This is a genomic window from Streptomyces sp. NPDC127117, from assembly GCF_042677325.1.
Taxonomy (GTDB): Bacteria; Actinomycetota; Actinomycetes; order Streptomycetales; family Streptomycetaceae; genus Streptomyces.
Window position 1 is genome coordinate 72,723 of the sequence record NZ_JBHXTM010000004.1, and the last position, 19,022, is coordinate 91,744.

Below are 19,022 nucleotides of genomic sequence, written 5' to 3' on the forward strand. Positions count from 1 at the left end.
GCTGAGCTGAGGTGCAGCGGAGGGTAGGGGTCGCCCGAGGAACGAGGGCGGCACCTGCCCGCAGCGGAAGCGAAGCGAACGCGACCATGAACACGAGCGGCTGAGCTGAGGTGCAGCGGAGGGTAGGGGTCGCCCGAGGAACGAGGGCGGCACCTGCCCGCAGCGGAAGCGAAGCGAACGCGACCATGAACACGCGCGGCCGGGCCGAGCCGGACTCGGCCGAGCCGGGCCGGACCTGACATAGCTGTCAGCAGGCCGGCGCCCCGTACGGTGGCCGGTTCCGAGCCCCGACCGTGACCGAATCTCCCCCAGGATGTGACCTATCTCCTGGGGGAGAGCCATACCCGCAGGTCACACCCACATCAGGGTTAAACCCTGGGCCCAAAGACCTGTCCAATTCGTGACGTAATGCACTGACACAGGGCGCAGGTAGGGGACAAGCTGATGTAGGAAGTCGGGGGATCGATTGAAACCGGGAGTATGTCAGTGAGCGCCATGTCTCTTGCCCTGTTGCTGACCGCCGCCGCCGCCACGGCCGTGGGCGCCGCTGCTCTGCACGCTGCTCACGGGCTGCGCAAGCAGGTCACGGCCCTTCGCACCGAGCTGTCCGAGGCCCGTGCGCACGGCATCACCGTGCCCGCACAGAGCCGCAGCACCGCCACCCCCGTCGCCGAGATACGCGCGGCCGTCGCCGAGGCGCTGGCCGAGGAACGCGAGCGCGAACTCGCCGAGGCCCGCGCCTTCTGGGCCACCCAGGAGGCCCGCGACGCCGCCGACGCCCCGTCCCTGCTGGGCGGTCTGACCGGGACGGGAGAGGACGCACCGTTCTTCATGCCCCGCCAGTCCGACTTCGCGGGCCTCGAAGCGATGGACCTCGACGCCACCGAGGCCCTCGACGAACTGGTGGAACTGACGGAGCTGGCCGACATGACCGAGCTGCCCGGACCGGCGGAGTTCGCCGAGGACTCCCCCGAGCTGGCCGCCGCCCGCCGCCGGCACCCCTCGCATCCCGACTTCGTACCGGTGCAGACCCCGGTCGTCACCGACCACGAGCGCACCGTGAACCGTCTCGAAGAGCTGGCCGACAGCCGTACGGAGCTCGCCGATGTGCGCCCCGGCCCGCTCGGAACGCTGGACGTCTACGTCTTCGCCGACGGCACCACGCTCTGCATGACCCCTGGGCACCGCGAGACGGCCGAGCGGCTGGCCGGTTCACTCCTCGCCGGTGAGCACCCGGTACTGCTGGGCGGCTCCGGCGTCTCCGGCGCGTACGCGCTGACCTTCTCCTGCGGCAAGGAGAACGTCTACATCCTCGCCGACCGGGTCATCGCCTCGTTCTGACCCCGCTCCCTCCGGGCACAGCGGCTCTCGCCGGCCGCCGCCCCTCGGGCCGGTCGCCCGGACCGCCACCGCCGCTACGCGAACGCGCGCGCAGCGGCCTCGTTCACGAATTGCACGGCCTCGTCGAGCTCAGCCGACGGGGCCGTTTCCAGTGCCACTGCCAGATCACGCCCCGCCACGGCGAGCTGGTCGCCGATGGAGAAGATCCCGGCGTCCGGCATGGGGCGCGGCTCCCGGTCCGGCGCCTCGATCCGCTGGGCGCGCAGCGCCAGTTCCCGGGCCGCGGCAAGCCCTTCGGCAGCGGCTCCGCGCTGCAGACGGCTCTGCGGGGCGGCGCGCAGCCGGTCGGCGAATCGGTCCACGGCAGTGATCAGCGGGGTCGTATCGAGCACCCCGCGACCCTACGCGCCCCGGCAGGACGGTTACCAACGGGCCGATGCCCGGGCAGGGTGCGGCAACGCGCAATGCGTCGGAGGCGCCGGTGTCCCATGTCTTCTCCGAAATGGGGACGGCTCTTCTCCGAAATGGGGACGGCCCGCAGGCACAGTGCCTGCGGGCCGTCCCCGTCGTGCGGGTGCGTGCGATCAGTCGTCGCCGCTGAGGATGGAGAAGAGACGCAGCATCTCCAGGTAGATCCACACCAGGGTCATGGTGAGGCCGAAGGCCGCCAGCCAGGACTCCTCGCGGGGGGCGCCGTAAGCGATGCCGTCCTCGACCTGCTTGAAGTCCAGCGCCAGGAAGCACGCGCCGAGGATGATCCCGATGACACCGAAGAGGATGCCGAGGCCACCGCTGCGGAAGCCCAGGCCGTCACCGCCGCCGAAGACGGCGAACAGCAGGTTGACCACCATCAGGAGCATGAAGCCCACGGCAGCGGCCATCACGAAGCCGTAGAAGCGGCGGGTGACACGGATCCAGCGCATCTTGTACGCGAGCAGCACACCGGCGAAGACACACATGGTGCCCATCACCGCCTGCATCACGACGCCGGGTCCGATGTACGTGCTGACCGCGCTGGAGATCACTCCGAGGAAGACGCCCTCGAAGGCCGCGTACGAGACGATCAGCGCCGGCACCGGCCTGCGCTTGAAGGACTGGACGAGCGACAGGACGAACGCCACCAGGGCGGCGCCGATCGCGATGCCGTACGACTTGCCGAGGTTGTCCTCGTCGACCGGCAGCAGCGCCCAGGCGAGCGCGGCGCCGAGCACCACGGTGCCCAGCGTGATCGCCGTGCGCGTGACGACGTCGTCGATCGTCATCGCGCCGGTGCGCGCGGGCGCCTGCGGGGCGCCGTACTGGGCGTCCGGCTGGGCGTAGGGGTTGGTGGCGTACGGGTTGGCGGCGGTGCCCTGCGCGTACGGGTTGGCGCCCGCTGCGGGGGCCCCGGCCTGCGGCGCCGCGTTGAAGCCCGCGTATCCGTTGTCGCGGCTGAAGCCCCGTCGCGAGAAGACCGGGTTGCTGCTCCTCATCTCACTCCTCCATGGCCACCCTGCGTGGCCTTCCCACAAGAGTAATGGGTAGGCAAAAGAATCAGACTAGTGCTTGGGGAGGATCTTTGCGGGAACCTGTCCGGAGCCGACCCGGAAACCTGTCGGGAAACGGGTCCGGATCGCCGGTGGCGGATCTGCCGCCGGCCCGGCCGCAAAGTGAGAAGTGGTGCCTGGAACCGGACTCGAACCGGTACGCCCCCGAGGGGCAGCGAGGTTTAAGCTCGCCGTGTCTGCATTCCACCATCCAGGCCTGGCGCGCGGCTCCGCGTTGGCACATGACCCTATCCGGGGACTTCCCCCGAACAGCGGATCAGTGGCGCGATGTTGTCTTATTTTATTGACCGCTTGAGGGGTCGTCAGCAGACTCTCAAGCGCATCTCCACATGCCTGGGCGGGGTAGCGGGCACGGCGGCCGGTAATCCGGATTGACGTAAAGTCGCCGCACTCGGACGGCGCATTCACCAGGCGCGCGCCAGTGATCGCCACGGGCGCGCCACCGGGCGGGTCGCACGCCCGGGCACAGGGCCGGACACACGGGTCGCGGCGCACCGGCCGGACGGGGGCCCCGGACCGGCGACTCAGGGTCGGTGTCATACCGCAGGAGGACCCGGGGCCCTCCCGGTGCGACTCAAGGCTGCCCCCGGAACCGGCATGCGGACGGACGACCGGCGGCGGAACGGCGGTGACGATTGAGGGGTACCGATCAAACCCCGGACGAGCCCTCGGCCGGAGCCCCGAAACAGGAGATTCCCGTGACCACCATTTCCACCGCACCCCGCGTCACCACGGTGGCCGCCCGCGCCACGGATCTGTCGAAGGTCTACGGAGAGGGCGAGACCAGGGTGACCGCCCTGGACCAGGTCAGTGTGGACTTCCCCCAGGGCGAGTTCACCGCGATCATGGGCCCGTCCGGCTCCGGCAAGTCCACGCTGATGCACTGCGTGGCCGGTCTCGACAGCTTCAGCAGCGGTTCGGTGCGGATCGGCGACACGGAGCTCGGCACCCTCAAGGACAAGCAGCTCACCCAGCTCCGCCGGGACAAGATCGGCTTCATCTTCCAGGCGTTCAACCTGCTGCCGACGCTGACGGCGTACGAGAACATCACGCTTCCCATGGACATCGCGGGCCGCAAGCCCGACGCCGAGTGGGTGCGCCAGGTCATCGACATGGTGGGCCTCTCCGACCGGCTGAACCACCGGCCGACCGAGCTCTCCGGCGGCCAGCAGCAGCGCGTCGCGGTCGCCCGCGCCCTGGCCTCCCGGCCGGAGATCATCTTCGGTGACGAGCCGACCGGGAACCTGGACTCCCGCTCCGGCGCCGAGGTCCTCGGCTTCCTGCGCAACTCGGTGCGCGAACTGGGACAGACCGTGGTGATCGTCACCCACGACCCGGCGGCCGCCTCCTACGCGGACCGGGTCATCTTCCTCGCGGACGGCCGGATCGTCGACCAGATGATCAACCCCACCGCGGACCGGGTCCTGGACCGGATGAAGGCGTTCGACGCCAAGGGCCGCACCAGCTGAGTCCCGTCCCTCCCCGCGCCCCTTCCCGGACCCCCTCTCCATCCCAGGACTGACAGACATGTTCCGTACCGCCCTGCGCAATGTGCTCGCGCACAAGGCCAGGCTGCTGATGACCGTCCTCGCCGTGATGCTCGGCGTGGCCTTCGTCTCCGGCACGCTGGTCTTCACCGACACCCTCGGCAACGCCCTCCGCAACCAGTCGGCCAAGAGCTACGACGACGTGGCCGTCGCCGTCACCACCTACGCCGACCAGCGCGACGACAAGACCACCGGCATCACCGCCGCCACCCTGGAGAAGATCCAGGGCCTGGACGGCGTCTCCACCGCCACCGGCCGGGTCTCCGGCTTCGCCGGAGTCGCCGACCCCGACGGCAGGCTGATCGGCAACGGCTGGTCGAACACCGGCGGGAACTACTTCCCCGGCAAGAACGGCAAGGACTCCGCGTACACCTTCGTCGACGGTACGGGCCCGGCCGCGGCCGACCGGATCGCGCTCGACAAGGAGACCGCGAAGAAGGGCGAGTACCACGTCGGTGACCGGGTCCGGGTCGCCACGAACGGGCCGGTGAAGGAGTACGTCCTCTCCGGCGTCTTCACCACCGAGGACGGCGCGGTCAACGCGGGCGGCAGCCTGGTCCTCTTCGACACCGAGGTCGCCCAGAAGCTCTACCTCAAGCCCGGCGTGTTCCAGGACGCCAACGTGTCCGCCGCGCCCGGCGCCTCCGCCGAGAAGCTGCTGGCCGAGGTGAAGCCGCTGCTGCCCAAGGACGCCGAGGCCAAGACCGGCAAGGCGCTCGCGGACCAGCAGGCCAAGGACATCGAGAGCGGTCTGAGCGGTCTCAACGGGATGCTGCTCGCCTTCGCCGGCATCGCCCTGTTCGTCGGCATCTTCCTGATCGCCAACACCTTCACCATGCTGGTCGCCCAGCGCACCAAGGAACTGGCGCTGATGCGCGCCGTCGGCGCCTCGCGCCGCCAGGTCAAGCGCTCGGTGCTCCTCGAAGCGGCCGTCGTCGGCCTGATCGCCTCGGTCATCGGTTTCGCCATCGGGCTGGCCCTCGCCATCGGGCTGCGCTCCGCGATGGGTCTGTTCGGCGGGAAGATCCCGGCCGGGCCGCTGATCGTCTCGCCCACCGCGGTCATCGCCGCCTTCGCCGTCGGTGTCCTGATCACCGTGCTGGCCGCCTGGCTGCCCGCCCGCCGGGCCGCCAAGATCCCGCCGGTCGCGGCGATGAGCAGCGTGCACGCGACGGCCACGGTCAAGTCCCTGGTGGTGCGCAACTCGATCGGCGCGGTGCTCACCCTGCTGGGCGGGGCGGCGATCCTTGCGGGCGCGTCCAAGAGCGGATCGTCCGGCCGGACGATCATCGCCGCGGGTGCCTTCCTCACCCTGATCGGTGTCATCGTGCTGATCCCGCTGCTGTCGCGGCCGGTGATCGCGCTGGTCCGCCCGCTGCTGAAGCGGCTGTTCGGGGTCTCCGGCAAGCTGGCCGCGCAGAACGCGGTCCGCAACCCTCGCCGTACCGGCGCCACCGCCTCCGCGCTGGCGATCGGCCTCACCCTGGTCACCGGCATCTCGGTCCTCGGCGTCACCCTCGGCCAGGCGGTCGACCGGATGACCACGGACAACATCAAGGCCGACTACATGGTGACGATGGCGAGCGGCGGTCCGCTCGACGAGTCGGCGCTCACCGCACTGCGGAAGGCCGACGGGGTCTCGGCCATCTCGCCGCAGCAGGCCACCTCGCTGGAGGTCAAGGGCGAGTACCACTCCGCGTCCGCCGTCAGCCCCGGCGACGTGCAGCAGCTCTTCACGCTGCCGACCGTCTCCGGCTCGCTCGACGCGCTGGCCAAGGGCGAGATCGCCGTCGACAAGAAGACGGCCAAGTCCAACGGCTGGAAGACCGGCGACACCCTCCGGGTGAAGTTCGACGACGACAAGAAGGCCGAGCTGAAGGTCGGGGCGGTCTTCGAGGGCAACGAGATGCTCTCCCCGGTCCTGGTTCCGAAGAACGTCGCCGATGCGCACGGCGGCATGTCGTACATCCGCGAGATCTGGCTGAAGACGGACGGCGGCGCGACCGAGGCCAACGAGCAGGCCCTGGTGAAGGCTCTGGGTGACAACCCGGGGATGAGCATCATGGACCGTCAGGACATCCGTGACATGTTCGGCGGCTCGGTCAACCTCGCGATGAACATCATGTACGGGCTGCTGGCGATGGCCCTGATCATCGCGGTGCTCGGGGTCGTCAACACCCTGGCGATGTCGGTCTTCGAGCGCCAGCAGGAGATCGGCATGCTGCGGGCGATCGGCCTGGACCGGGGCCGGGTGAAGCGCATGATCCGGCTGGAGGCCGTGGTCATCTCGCTCTTCGGCGCGGTGGTCGGTGTCGTGCTCGGCATGTTCCTCGGCTGGGCGATCGGGCAGACCCTGTCGTCGGAGATCCCGGAGTACGCGCTGGTCATCCCGTGGGACCGGATCGCGGTCTTCCTGGTGCTGGCGGGGATCGTGGGTGTGCTGGCCGCGCTCTGGCCGGCCCGCAGCGCCGCGAAGCTGAACATGCTGACGGCGATCAAGACCGAGTAGTACGACCCGGCGGGCCCCTGGGCCCCGCCGGACACACCCGAGGGCCGGTGCTCGCAGCGAAGGAGCTGCGCGTACCGGCCCTCGGCCGTTTCCGTGGTGTCCCGTCCCGGTGTCAGCCGGTCGCGGAAGCCGTCCAGGCGCGGGCCCGCAGCGGGAGGCCGGCGACCCCGCCCTCCGCCGGGCGCACCGCGAGGATCTGGTTGACGCCGATCTTGTTGTGCTCGAAGGAGAGCGCGGAGGCGGCCATGTAGAGCCGCCAGACCCTGGCCCGTCCGGGCGAGGTCATCCGGACCGCACGGTCCCAGTGCTCTTCCAGGTTGGCGACCCAGCGGCGCAGGGTCAGCGCGTAGTGCTCACGGATCGCCTCGACGTCGCGGGCCTCGAAGCCGGCCTCTTCGAGGGTGGCCATGGTCCGGCCCACCGGGGCCAGTTCGCCGTCGGGGAAGACATAGGCGTCGATGAAGTCGTCCACGTGGTACGCGGACTCGTCCTTCTCGGGGCGGCGGGCGATCTGGTGGTTGAGCAGCCGGCCGCCGGGCTTGAGGAGTGCGTAGAGGTCGTCGGCGTACTCACGGAACCGGACCGAGCCGACGTGTTCCGCCATGCCGATGGACGAGATGGCGTCGTACGGGCCGTCCCTGACGTCCCGGTAGTCCTGGACCCGGATCTCGATCCGGTCGGTCAGGCCCTCCTCGGCGATGCGCTTCCTGGCGAAGGCGGCCTGTTCGACGGAGAGGGTCACTCCGGTGACCCGGGCGCCGTACTCGCGAGCGGCGTGGATGGCCATGGAGCCCCATCCGCAGCCGACGTCGAGGAGGCGGTCGCCCTCCTTCAGCGCGAGCTTCCGGCAGACCAGGTCGAGCTTGTCGCGCTGGGCGTCCTCAAGGGTTTTACCCTTCTCCCAGTAGGCGCAGGAGTAGACCATGGACGGGCCGAGGACCAGTTCGTAGAAGTCGTTGCCCACGTCGTAGTGGTGGCTGATGGCCTGCTTGTCCCGGCGCTTGGTGTGGAGGGTGCCGGTGCGGCGGCGGACCTCCTCGGGCGGCGGGGGCGGCGGGGGCAGCGGGCCGGCCAGTTGCAGCAGCCCCTTGGCGAAGGCCCGCACCTTCGGGTCGCGGACCGGGTGGACGCGGTCCGCGGTGTCGTCCCCGCGTTCCCAGATGAGCGCGGCCATCAGGTCCAGGGCCTCGTAGAGATCGCCTTCGATGTCGAGTTCGCCGGCCACCCAGGCGCGGGCCAGGCCCAGTTCGCCCGGCTTCCAGAGCAGCCGGCGCAGCGCACGGCGGTTCCGGATCACAAGTACGGGGGCACCGGGCGGTCCGGATTCGCTGCCGTCCCAGGCCCGGATACGGACCGGCAGCTTTTCTCCCAGCAACTCCTCGGCAAGAGCGGTCAGCCGCAACGCGGCGTCTGCCATGGCGCACACCTCCGTGATGGTGTTCCCAATGTGCCCAAACATGGTCGAACATGCCTGAAACCACGCCGGGCACCTGTGCGCCACGACGAGGTACGTACGCGTCAACAGTCCGCGAAGCGCCCGCCATCCCGCTACAGCGCAATGGAACGGCAAAATAGCTGTACACCACACGCACTTGGGCAGGGGTACGCCGAAGGGGCCGCCCGCACCACGGATGGCGGACGGCCCCTTCGGGCGTCGTACAGGTACTGCAAGCGCGGGCGAGTGGGCCCGCGCGCGGGCTAGGAGGCCTTGGCCTTCTCGCCCTCGGCCTTGGCGGCGGCCGGTGCCGGGGCCGGCTTGGCGGCCTCGTAGAACTCCTCGCGCGGCGTCTCCATGGCGCCGAGCGAGACGACCTCGCGCTTGAGGAACATCGCAAGGGTCCAGTCGGCGAAGATCCGGATCTTACGGTTCCAGGTCGGCATCGCCATGCCGTGGTAGCCACGGTGCATGTACCAGGCGAGGCGTCCCTTGAGCTTGATCTTCATCTTGCCCATGACGATCATCGCGACGCCCTTGTGCAGCCCCAGACCGGCGACGGCACCCTTGTTGGCGTGGCTGTACTCCTTCTGCGGGAAGCCCCGCATACCGGAGATGACGTTGTCGCCGAGGACCTTGGCCTGACGCAGCGCGTGCTGAGCGTTGGGCGGGCACCAGGCGTTCGGGTTGCCGGCCTTGCGGCCGATCATGTCCGGAACCTGGGCGTTGTCGCCCGCGGCCCAGATGTAGTCGGTGCCCTGCACCTGGAGCTTCTCGGAGGTGTCCACGTGACCGCGCGGACCGAGCGGCAGGCCGAAGCGGGCCAGCGCCGGGTTCGGCTTCACGCCGGCCGTCCACACGATGGTGTTGGAGTCGACCTCCAGACCGTTCTTCAGCACGACGTGACCGTCGACGCAGGAGTCCATGGAGGTCGAGAGGAAGACCTCGACGCCACGGGACTCCAGGTGCTCCCGGCCCCAGGTGCCCAGCTTCGGGCCGACCTCGGGAAGGATCTTGTCGGCGGCGTCGACGAGGATGAAGCGCATGTCCTCGCGCTTCACGCTCGTGTAGTACTTCGCCGCGTCGCGGGCCATGTCCTCGACCTCGCCGATGGTCTCCGCACCGGCGAAGCCGCCGCCCACGAAGACGAACGTCAACGCCCTGCGGCGGACGTCCTCATCGGTCGTCGAGTCGGCCTTGTCCAGCTGCTCAAGAACGTGGTTGCGCAGGCCGATGGCCTCCTCGATGCCCTTCATGCCGATGCCCTGCTCGGCGAGGCCGGGGATCGGGAAGGTGCGGGAGACCGCGCCCATCGCGATGACCAGGTAGTCGAAGGGCAGCTCGTAGGCCTCGCCGACGAGCGGCGCGACCGTGGCGACCTTGCGGTCCTGATCGATGGTCGTGACGCGGCCGGTGAGTACCTCGGCCTTCGGCAGTACGCGTCGCAGCGGGACGACGACATGCCGAGGCGAGATGCTGCCGGCAGCAGCTTCGGGGAGGAAGGGCTGGTACGTCATGTACGAGCGCGGGTCGACGACCGTGACGGTCGCCTCTCCGTAGCGCATCTTCTTGAGAATGCGTCGAGCTGCGTACAGGCCTACGTACCCACCGCCTACTACGAGGATCCTGGGACGCTCCGTGGTGCTCATGCCATCGAGTATCCACCCCCCTCGGAGGGCATGCTCGTGAGCCCCTTCACAAGGTTGGTGCCCCCTTCTGCTACACTTCGCCGCCCACGTGACCGAGGTCATGGAACCGCAGGGGAACCACGGCATGACGGCGAACGTTGTTCACCGCTTGTGAGCTGGCCCTTGACCCTCCGGACGGGGTGAACCACCGCTCCGGTTCATCTGGCGGCAACACGTCCGGAACACTTCCGCGCGACCTCACAACGGCCTTGCGAGCGGCCCCGGATGCCCATCCGGAGCAGAAGTGCCCTCCACAGAGCCGAATTCCTTGTGAAGAAGTTCACGAACTTCGTCGCGACGTGTCCCGCGAACCACCGCCCGGGTGGCCCACGAGGGCTCAAAGGTGCAGGCCAAGGCACGCGTGAGCGCCCTGTCCGGGGCGCTCACGCGCAGCCGTTTCAGGCGATCGACCAGCCGATTCCATCGAGGATGTCGTGCTCGCTGACGACGACCTCGCGGGCCCCGGTCCGCTCCATCACGGCGAGCAGGATCAGCGCCCCGGACGTGATCACATCGACCCGTCCCGGGTGCATCGCGCCGATCGCGGCCCGCTCGGCGTGGGTGGAGCCGAGCAGCCGTCCGGTGATCTCCTGGACCTGCTCGAAGGAGATCCGGGAGTGGTGGATCGCCTCGGAGTCGTACGCGTCCAGCCCCAGGGCGATCGCGGCGATCGTGGTGACCGTCCCGGCGAGGCCGACGAGGGTGGCGGCCCCGGCGAGCGGGACGCTCTCCTCGGCGAGGTCGAGGGCGGCGGCGATGTCGGCGCGGATCGCGGCGATCTGCCCGTCGGCCGGCGGGTCGGTCACGACGCCGTCGCGCACCAGGTGCCGCTCGGTCATCCGTACGCAGCCGATGTCCACGGACCGCGCTGCCCGTACGTGGTCGTCGCCGACGACGAACTCGGTGGAGCCACCGCCGATGTCCACGACGAGATACGGCTTCGCCAGGTGGTCGCGGCCCGCGAGCTCCTTGGTGGCTCCGGTGAAGGAGAACTCGGCCTCCTGGTCACCGCTGATCACCTCGGGCTCGACGCCCAGGATCTCCAGCACCCCGCGGACGAAGTCGTCCCGGTTCTCCGCGTCGCGGGAGGCGGAGGTGGCGACGAAGCGGATCCGCTGCGCCCCGTGCTCCTTGATCACCGTCGCGTACTGCCGGCAGGCCGCGAACGTCCGCTCCAGCGCCTCGGGGGCGAGCCGGCCGGTACGGTCGACGCCCTGCCCGAGCCGGACGATCTCCATCCGCCGGTCGAGCTCGACGAACTCACCGGTCGACGGATCCGCGTCGGCGACGAGCAGACGGATGGAGTTGGTACCGCAGTCGATGGCGGCCACGCGGGTCATGAAGCACTCCCAAATAAAGCAGACAAAGCCCCTCCGGCAATCGAGGAGCAATTCCAGCCCCTCCGGCGATCGAGGAGCGGGGGTGCGGGGGCGGAGCCCCCGGAGGAACGGTCAGCCCTCGTCCGGCGCGCCGCACGGCGAGACGCACGGCCCCTTGCGCCACCACTCCGGCAGCATCGCGATCGCCTCGTCCCCCAGCGGGTTCACCCCCGGCCCCGCGGCCAGCGAGTGCCCCACCAGTACGTGCAGGCACTTCACCCGGTCCGGCATGCCCCCCGCGCTCGGAAAGCCCTCCAGCACCTCGATCGCGTCACGCCGGGCGATGTAGTCCTCGTGCGCGGCCCGGTACGCGGCGGCCAGCTCGGGGTCCGTACCGAGGCGCTCGGTCATCTCCTTCATGACCCCGTTCGCCTCCAGCGTGCCGATCGCGGAAGCGGCACGCGGGCACGTCAGGTAGTACGTCGTCGGGAACGGCGTACCGTCCTCCAGCCGGGGCTGCGTCTCGACCACGTCCGGGTTGCCGCACGGGCAGCGGTGCGCGATCGCGCGCAGACCGCGCGGCGGACGCCCCAGCTGCTGCTGGAACGCGGCGATGTCCGCCTCGGTGGGCGCGGTGGACTCGGTCTGGGGAGGGGGCGTTTCCATGCCTGCCTAGGTTCTGATCGGGCTGCTCGAACTGCGGTTCTGCAGATGGATGAAGAGAGTCAGTCGCGGTCGGCGCTGTCGACGCCGTCCCAGAGGTTGGAGTGCCACGGCCGGCCGGACTCGCCGGTCCTGCCCTCGCGCTCCTTGACCGCGTCGGGGTCGATCACCGTATAACCGGTCTCCCCGGGAAGAAGGTAGTGCAGGTGCGTACGGGCCAGCTGCCGGATGTACGCATCGTCCTGGAGGCGCGCCTTCTCGTCGCGCAGCTCCTCGGTACGGGCCTTGGCGTCCTGCGCCCGCCGCTGCTGGTCGGCGATCTCGTCCCGCTGCGAGACGTACTGCCGCATCGGGTACGCGAGCACGACCACCAGCGAGCAGACGACCAGCGCGAGGAACGCCGCCCGGCCGGTGAGCCGTGAGCGGCGGGCCTGGCGGCGGTTCTGGGACCGGTAGACACGGGCCGCGGTCTGCTCGCCGAGCAGTCGCAGCCGGGTCGCGGTGGAGAACCGGTCCCGGTCCTTCGCGGCCATGTCTCCGCCTCCCCACTACGCACGTCCGTCCCCGCACACGGTACGGGACCGAGTGCGGGGACGGACGGACGCCATGGCCTTCGGGCCCCTGACGGGCCGAAAGGGATGATCAGCCCTCGCTGTGCCTACTGGTTCGCGGAGCGCTGTGCCTACTGGTTCGCGGAGCGCTGTGCCTACTGGTTCGCGGAGCGCTGTGCCTACTGGTTCGCGGAGCGAAACCGCGGGAACGCCGAGCGGCCCGCGTACACCGCGGCGTCGTCGAGGATCTCCTCGATGCGCAGCAGCTGGTTGTACTTGGCGACGCGGTCCGAGCGGGCCGGGGCGCCGGTCTTGATCTGGCCGCAGTTCACCGCGACCGCGAGGTCGGCGATGGTGACGTCCTCGGTCTCGCCGGAGCGGTGCGACATCATGCACTTGAAGCCGTTGCGCTGGGCCAGCTCGACGGCGTCCAGGGTCTCGGTCAGCGAGCCGATCTGGTTGACCTTGACGAGCAGGGCGTTGGCGGAGCCCTCCTCGATGCCGCGGGCCAGCCGCTCCGGGTTGGTGACGAAGAGGTCGTCGCCGACGATCTGCACCTTGGCGCCGAGCTTGTCGGTGATGACCTTCCAGCCGGCCCAGTCGTCCTCGTACAGCGGGTCCTCGATGGAGACCAGCGGGTACGCGGAGACGAGCTCCTCGTAGTACTCGGTCATCTCGGCGGCCGAGCGGGACTTGCCCTCGAACTCGTACTTGCCGTCCTTGTAGAACTCGGACGCGGCGACATCGAGCGCCAGCGCGATGTCCTTGCCCGGGACGTAGCCGGCTTCCTTGATGGCCTCGACGATGAGGTCGAGGGCGGCGCGGTTCGACTCCAGGTTCGGCGCGAAGCCGCCCTCGTCGCCGAGACCGGTCGACAGGCCCTTGGTCTTCAGGACCTTCTTCAGCGTGTGGTAGACCTCGGCACCCCAGCGCAGCGCCTCGGAGAAGGACTCCGCGCCGATCGGCGCGATCATGAACTCCTGGATGTCCACGTTGGAGTCGGCGTGCGAGCCGCCGTTGAGGATGTTCATCATCGGAACGGGCAGCAGGTGCGCGTTCGGGCCGCCGAGGTAGCGGAAGAGCGGCAGGTCCGAGGCCTCGGAGGCGGCGTGGGCGACGGCCAGCGAGACACCGAGGATGGCGTTGGCGCCGAGCGAGCCCTTGTTCTCGGTGGCGTCGAGGTCGAACATCGCCTGGTCGATCAGCCGCTGCTCGGTGGCGTCGTAGCCGACGAGCTCCGGGCCGATCTGCTCGATCACGGCGAGAACGGCCTTCTCGACGCCCTTGCCCTGGTAGCGGTTGGGGTCACCGTCGCGAAGCTCAATGGCCTCGAACGCTCCGGTGGAGGCGCCGGACGGAACGGCAGCACGGCCCGTGCTGCCGTCGTCGAGGCCGACCTCTACCTCGACCGTGGGGTTTCCGCGGGAGTCGAGGATTTCCCGGGCTACGACGACGTCGATGGACGGCACGAGGCATCTCCTTCTGGGATATGACGCTGATTGTGCAGGGTCGCTTTGGCCTTGCGACAAGAGCCTAACCGGCCCGGCCCGATCAGTCGGCCGACCGCCCGACCCCTGGGACGAAAAAGGACCCGAGGGCACACATTGCCGGACAAACAGCCAGAAACATACTGGTCGGTAACTACAACAAATGAACGATCCGGCGCTCCCCCGAGCACGAACGGCAACGCCCCGGTCCGGCGCACACGGGGATGCGCGCCGGGCCGGGGTGATGCTCGGGGAGGAGCGAGCCGCGACTACTTCGTCAGGTGCAGCTGCTGACCCGGGTAGATCAGGTCGGCGTCCTTGACGATGTCCTTGTTCAGCTCGAACAGCTGCTGCCAGCCGCCCTCGACCTTGTTGTCGGCGGCGATCTTGCTCAGCGAGTCGCCGGAGACGACCTTGTACTCGCCGTCGCCCTTCTCGACCTTCTCGCCGGTCGGGGTGGTGACGGTCTTCTTCGACTCGGCCTGCGGGGCGGCGGAGCGGTCCGAGCGGGAGGCGGCGGGGGCCTCGGTGCGCTCGGCCGGCTTCGGCTGGGCCTGCTGGGTCGGCTGCGACTGCTGCTTCGGGGCGCTCTGCTGCTCGGAGGCGCCGGAGCTCGCGGTGGAGTTCGAGGAGGAGTTCGAGGAGCCGGTGTCGACGCCCGGGTCGACGCCGTCGTTGGTCAGGCCGCCGGCGCCGGCGCAGGCCCAGGCACCCGGGCCCTGCATGTCGAGGAGCTTCTCGGCGGTGGCGATCTGCTGGGCCTTGGTGGCCAGGTCGGCACGGGCGGCGTACTGCGTACCGCCGGCGGCGGCCCAGCTGGACTGCGAGAACTGCAGACCGCCGTAGTAGCCATTGCCGGTGTTGATGGACCAGTTGCCACCGGACTCGCACTGGGCGACGGCGTCCCAGGTGGCGACGGAGGCGGCGGAGGCGCTGGTCGCACCCATCAGGGGCACGGCGACTGCGGCACCGGCGACACCGGCGAGCGTGGCGATACGGACGGCCTTGGACGGGCGGCGGTGCTTGCCCTTGCTGGAAAGCAGCATGGAACTTCTCCTCACCGACGCCTACGAGGTGAGCTGTCGGGTTCGGGCCAAGTGAGTTGCCCGGTCGCACGTCCTAGCACGCGACTTCACCCCAAGCCGGTCCTGATGCGTCTTTCGACGATCGGGCCCGGCGCTTACCTGGGTCCCCCGCTCCTGCCTACGGCGCTTTACGCGTCTGTTCCCTTCGACCGACGGCAGGATTCGGCGTGACGGTCGACGGGGCCCGCGGTGCGAGCGGTTCCGACCGTAAACATACGCAACCCCCACATTCAAAGATGGACACATCGGACAATAAGCCCCTACTTGCATCTGAAGAACCATCGTTTCCGCAGGTGGGGCACGATGCGGAAGGGCTCCCCGGACGCGACACGCCAGTTGACGCAAAGAGACCCATGTCTCACTTACGCATAAGCGGACATAGGTCCCTGAACTACCCCGGTTTCGAGGGCGTTTTTAGTCGATTATCAGACTGCCCTCACTTGGCCTTCACATCGAGATCGAGGCTCTGGCCAGGGAGGATGAGGTCCGGGTCGGCGCCGACGGCACCCTTGTTGGCCTCGTAGAGCGCGGGCCAGCCACCGGGGACCTTCTGTGCATCAGCAATCGCCCACAGGTTGTCGCCGACGCGAACGGTGTACGTGCCGTCGGCGGGCGTGTCGGTCGTGTCGCGTGCGTCGTTGCCGCCGCGCGAGGCATGACGGCCCGCCTCACGGCCGCCGCCGTCCGTACCGCCGCCCTGCTCGGGGGCCGGCGCGCCGCGGTGCTTGCCGCCCGTGCCGCCGGACGCGTCGGGCGAGCCTGACGCGTCGCCGGGCGCCCCGGAGGGGACGTCGGTGGACGCGTCGGGGGACGGGGTGGTCGAGGCCGTGGGCTTCGGGGACGGCGAGGTCTTCCCTGACGGCTCGTCGCCCTTCTCCGAGCCGTCCGCGCCGTCAACGGCGTCCGTACCGTCGGAGGCGCTGTCGGACGGTGTGGCGTCGCCGGACGGGTCCGCCGACGCGTCGTCAGCCGGCTTCGCGTTCCCGGTCGGGTCGTCGGCGGGCACGGAACCCGGGTCCACCCCCGGCAGCGTCCCGTCCACGGCGAGGCCGGAGATGACCGCACAGCTGGGCCAGGCCTTCGGGCCCCGGTCGTCCAGCACCTTCTGGGCCACCGCTATCTGCTGCGCCCGGCTGGCCAGGTCGGCGCGCTCCGCGTACGCCTCACCGCCGTACGCCTTCCAGGTCTCCTGCGAGAACTGAAGGCCGCCGTAGTGGCCGTTGCCGAAATCGGCGCTCCACATGCCGCCGCTCTCGCACTCGGCCACCCGGTCCCAGGTCGTGGCGTCGGCCGCGTGCGCACCGGACGCGCCGAGCAGCGGGATGGCGATGGCCGATCCGGTCACGCCCGCGGCGACGACGATGGCGGGTGCCTGACGGGGGCGACGGTGTCTGCCGTTCGCGGAGCCCATGGGGTTGCCTTCCGTGTAGCTGACGTGTGACTGGTGAGTCGAACGGTGAACCTAGCCGGGTTCGAACGGGAGTCACAAGTCGATGCAGCGCAGATCACGTGAAAGTCACAGACTTGACGAGGTGTCACTTTTCGTGTGGGCGGACCCCGGGGTGAACTCCACGGGAAGCGTGCGAAGTCCGCGCATGATGAGCCCGCCACGCCACCGCAAATCGGCAGGTTCCACCGCAAGCCGCAGGTCCGGAAGGCGATTCAGCAGCGTGGCGAGCGCGGTCTGTCCCTCCAGCCGGGCGAGCGGCGCTCCCAGGCAGTAGTGGATGCCGTGCCCGTATCCGAGGTGCTGATTGTCACGCCGTGCGAGGTCGAGCGTGTCGGGGTCCTCGAAGCGCTCCGGGTCGCGGTCGGCCGCGGCGAGCACCACGAGCACAGGATCCCCGGCGGCGATGTCCTGTCCGCCGAGCGTCAGCGGCTCGGTGGCGAACCGCCAGGTGGCCAGCTCCACCGGTCCGTCGTACCGGAGCAGTTCCTCGATGCCGGTCTCCAGCAGCCCGCTCTCCCCCGCGTCGAGGGAGAGCTGGAGCAGTTCGCGCTGCCCGGGGTTGCGCAGCAGCGCGTAGACGCCGTTCCCGATCAGGTTGACCGTCGTCTCGAATCCGGCGAACAGCAGGATGAAGGCCATGGCGGCGGCCTCGTTCTCGGTGAGGTGCTCGCCGTGGTCGCTGGCCCGGATCAGCCCGGAGATCAGGTCGTCGCCCGGCTTCTCCCGCTTGCGGTGGATCAGTTCGGCCAGATAGCCGCGCATCTTCTTCACCGACCTGGCCACCCCGCCGCGCGGGCCGCCACCGTGGCGGATCATCATGCCCGCCCAGTCCCGGAAGTCGTCCTGGTCCTCGCGCGGGACGCCCAGCAGGTCACAGATGGCGTAGATGGGGAGCGGGAAGGCGAAGTCGTGGATGAGGTCCGCCTTTCCCTCCGCGATGAAGCGGTCGATGAGGCGGTCCGTCAGTTCCTGTACGCGCGGCGCGAACTCGGCGACCCGGCGCGGGGTGAACGCCTTGGAGACGAGACGGCGCAGCCGGGTGTGGTCCGGCGGGTCGATGTTCAGCAGATGCGTCATCAGCTCCGCCTTGCGCTCGCCCGGGATGCCCGTCTTCCCCTTGGCGTGCGCCGGCTCGGCGTGGTGCGCCGGGTTCTTGGAGAGCCGGGTGTCGGCGAGCGCCTGCCGCGCGTCCGCGTACCGGGTCACCAGCCAGGCCTCGACGCCGCTGGGCAGCGTGGTCCGGTGCACGGGGCTGTGCTCGCGCAGCCAGGCGTACGCCGGGTACGGGTCGGTGGCGAACTCCCAGGTGAAGAGTTCGGGGGCACCGGCGGGGCAGGCGGCCGGCTGATCGGCGGGGCGGTCGGCGGGGCTGTGGTTCACCCCCCGACGTTATCCGCTGCCGCCGGACGCCCTCCGGGGCCCTCCGGCGGCAGGCCCTGGGCGTTGCCCTCGGCCGCCCTGATGGCGTCCCGGTAGGCGCGGCCCGCGGCCCGCAGTGCGGCCTCGGGGTCGATGCCGTCCTGCTCGGCGCGTACGGCGAGGGCGAGGAGTTCGTAGCCGATGCCGTCGCCCGTGGGGAGCGGCACGTCGAGCTTCGCGGTACGGACCCGGCCGGCCAGTTTCGCCGCCAGCGCCAGGCCGGGCTGGCCGAGCGGCACTCCGTCGGTGACCGAGTCGCGCTGCTTCTCGATGGCCTTGGTCCGCAGCCAGTGCGCGTGCACGTCCTCCGGGGTCTCGGCGGTCTCGTCGCCGAAGACGTGCGGGTGGCGGTGGATCAGCTTCTCGACGAGGGTCGCGGCCACGTCGTCGACGGAGAACGGCTCCTGCTCGTCCTCCTCGGCGATCCTGGCGTGGAAGACGACCTGGAGGAGCACGTCGCCGAGTTCCTCGCGCAGCTCGTCGCGGTCGCCGTCCTCGATCGCCTCGACGAGTTCGTACGCCTCCTCGATGGCGTACTTGGCGAGGCCCCGGTGGGTCTTCTGCGAGGTCCACGGGCATTCGCCCCTGATCCGGTCCATGACCTGGACCAGATCGAGGAGCCGGGCGCCCGGCAGGTCGTACGAGCCGGGCAGCAGCTCCAGGTCCGGCATCCGCACCCGGCCCGAACCGGCGAGCCGGGCGAGCCCGTCGGTCAGCGGCTGGTTCCCCTCGCCACCGGTGACCACGACGACGCTCCGGCCGCCCGCGCAGGAGTCGACGAGCTCCTGCGCGGTGGGCGAGGTGTGCTCGACGGTGACGCCCGCCTCGCGCAGATACGGCAGCTGCGGGTGGTCCGACTCGGCACAGAGCACCCGGTCCGCGGCGTGCAGCGTCTGCCAGGCGGGCCAGGACAGGAGTCCGGGCGCGACTCGGTGGCTGGCGGTGAGCAGGACGATACGGCCGGGGTCTTCAGCGTTCACC

General features: G+C 69.9%; 15 protein-coding genes, 1 tRNA gene and 1 riboswitch. Of the genes, 3 read left to right on the forward strand and 13 right to left on the reverse strand.

The window, feature by feature from the left end:
- Window positions 1-495: 495 nt before the first annotated feature.
- On the forward strand, window positions 496-1,341 hold the full coding sequence (locus ACFVH0_RS05325; protein ID WP_385818128.1) for a hypothetical protein: 846 nt from the start codon (window positions 496-498) through the stop codon (window positions 1,339-1,341).
- A gap of 74 nt (window positions 1,342-1,415) precedes the next feature.
- On the opposite strand, the gene ACFVH0_RS05330 is transcribed toward ACFVH0_RS05325, so the two are convergent.
- The 3 genes from ACFVH0_RS05330 to ACFVH0_RS05340 form a co-directional block, all read right to left on the reverse strand.
- Window positions 1,416-1,733 carry a hypothetical protein gene (locus tag ACFVH0_RS05330; RefSeq protein ID WP_259930746.1) on the reverse strand — a complete coding sequence of 106 codons (318 nt, stop codon included), beginning with the start codon at window positions 1,731-1,733 and terminating at the stop codon, window positions 1,416-1,418.
- A 192-nt stretch (window positions 1,734-1,925) separates the two neighbouring features.
- Window positions 1,926-2,813 (reverse strand): Bax inhibitor-1/YccA family protein, encoded by an 888-nt coding sequence (locus tag ACFVH0_RS05335; protein WP_385818130.1) that lies wholly within the window; start codon window positions 2,811-2,813, stop codon window positions 1,926-1,928.
- 185 nt (window positions 2,814-2,998) lie between these two features.
- Window positions 2,999-3,084: transfer RNA gene (locus ACFVH0_RS05340), tRNA-Leu, on the reverse strand.
- Between the two features lie 502 nt (window positions 3,085-3,586).
- On the opposite strand from ACFVH0_RS05340, the gene ACFVH0_RS05345 reads away from it, so the two are divergent.
- Together ACFVH0_RS05345 and ACFVH0_RS05350 are read left to right on the forward strand one after the other, a co-directional pair.
- Window positions 3,587-4,357, forward strand: coding sequence for an ABC transporter ATP-binding protein (locus tag ACFVH0_RS05345; protein ID WP_385818131.1), 771 nt, complete (start codon window positions 3,587-3,589; stop codon window positions 4,355-4,357).
- Window positions 4,358-4,415: 58 nt separating this feature from the next.
- Window positions 4,416-6,944: an ABC transporter permease gene (locus ACFVH0_RS05350; RefSeq protein WP_385818132.1), complete on the forward strand. Its 2,529-nt coding sequence runs from the start codon at window positions 4,416-4,418 to the stop codon at window positions 6,942-6,944.
- A gap of 112 nt (window positions 6,945-7,056) precedes the next feature.
- Here the strand turns inward: ACFVH0_RS05350 and ACFVH0_RS05355 are convergent, their stop codons facing one another.
- The 10 genes from ACFVH0_RS05355 to ACFVH0_RS05400 all read right to left on the reverse strand — a co-directional run bounded on the left by ACFVH0_RS05355 (window position 7,057) and on the right by ACFVH0_RS05400 (window position 19,021).
- Window positions 7,057-8,361 carry a class I SAM-dependent methyltransferase gene (locus ACFVH0_RS05355; RefSeq protein WP_385818133.1) on the reverse strand — a complete coding sequence of 435 codons (1,305 nt, stop codon included), beginning with the start codon at window positions 8,359-8,361 and terminating at the stop codon, window positions 7,057-7,059.
- Window positions 8,362-8,642: 281 nt separating this feature from the next.
- Entirely contained in the window at window positions 8,643-10,028 is a 1,386-nt protein-coding gene (locus ACFVH0_RS05360; RefSeq protein ID WP_385818134.1) for an NAD(P)/FAD-dependent oxidoreductase, read from the reverse strand.
- 437 nt (window positions 10,029-10,465) lie between these two features.
- Window positions 10,466-11,407 carry an exopolyphosphatase gene (locus ACFVH0_RS05365; RefSeq protein ID WP_385818135.1) on the reverse strand — a complete coding sequence of 314 codons (942 nt, stop codon included), beginning with the start codon at window positions 11,405-11,407 and terminating at the stop codon, window positions 10,466-10,468.
- Between the two features lie 111 nt (window positions 11,408-11,518).
- Window positions 11,519-12,052: a DUF501 domain-containing protein gene (locus ACFVH0_RS05370; protein WP_124722936.1), complete on the reverse strand. Its 534-nt coding sequence runs from the start codon at window positions 12,050-12,052 to the stop codon at window positions 11,519-11,521.
- 59 nt (window positions 12,053-12,111) lie between these two features.
- Window positions 12,112-12,582: a septum formation initiator family protein gene (locus ACFVH0_RS05375; RefSeq protein ID WP_385818136.1), complete on the reverse strand. Its 471-nt coding sequence runs from the start codon at window positions 12,580-12,582 to the stop codon at window positions 12,112-12,114.
- Between the two features lie 197 nt (window positions 12,583-12,779).
- A complete protein-coding gene (gene eno / locus ACFVH0_RS05380) occupies window positions 12,780-14,069 on the reverse strand; it encodes a phosphopyruvate hydratase (RefSeq protein WP_385818137.1) in 1,290 nt (429 codons plus the stop codon).
- Window positions 14,070-14,356: 287 nt separating this feature from the next.
- Window positions 14,357-15,133, reverse strand: a complete 777-nt coding sequence (locus ACFVH0_RS05385) for a transglycosylase family protein (RefSeq protein WP_385818138.1) — start codon at window positions 15,131-15,133, stop codon at window positions 14,357-14,359.
- 3 nt (window positions 15,134-15,136) lie between these two features.
- Window positions 15,137-15,308: riboswitch (cyclic di-AMP (ydaO/yuaA leader) on the reverse strand.
- Window positions 15,309-15,608: 300 nt separating this feature from the next.
- On the reverse strand, window positions 15,609-16,583 hold the full coding sequence (locus ACFVH0_RS05390) for a transglycosylase family protein (protein WP_385818139.1): 975 nt from the start codon (window positions 16,581-16,583) through the stop codon (window positions 15,609-15,611).
- A gap of 105 nt (window positions 16,584-16,688) precedes the next feature.
- On the reverse strand, window positions 16,689-18,002 hold the full coding sequence (locus ACFVH0_RS05395) for a cytochrome P450 (RefSeq protein WP_385818140.1): 1,314 nt from the start codon (window positions 18,000-18,002) through the stop codon (window positions 16,689-16,691).
- Entirely contained in the window at window positions 17,999-19,021 is a 1,023-nt protein-coding gene (locus ACFVH0_RS05400; RefSeq protein WP_385818141.1) for a nucleoside triphosphate pyrophosphohydrolase, read from the reverse strand. The genes ACFVH0_RS05395 and ACFVH0_RS05400 overlap by 4 nt, the downstream gene beginning before the upstream one ends.
- Window position 19,022 lies beyond the last annotated feature (1 nt).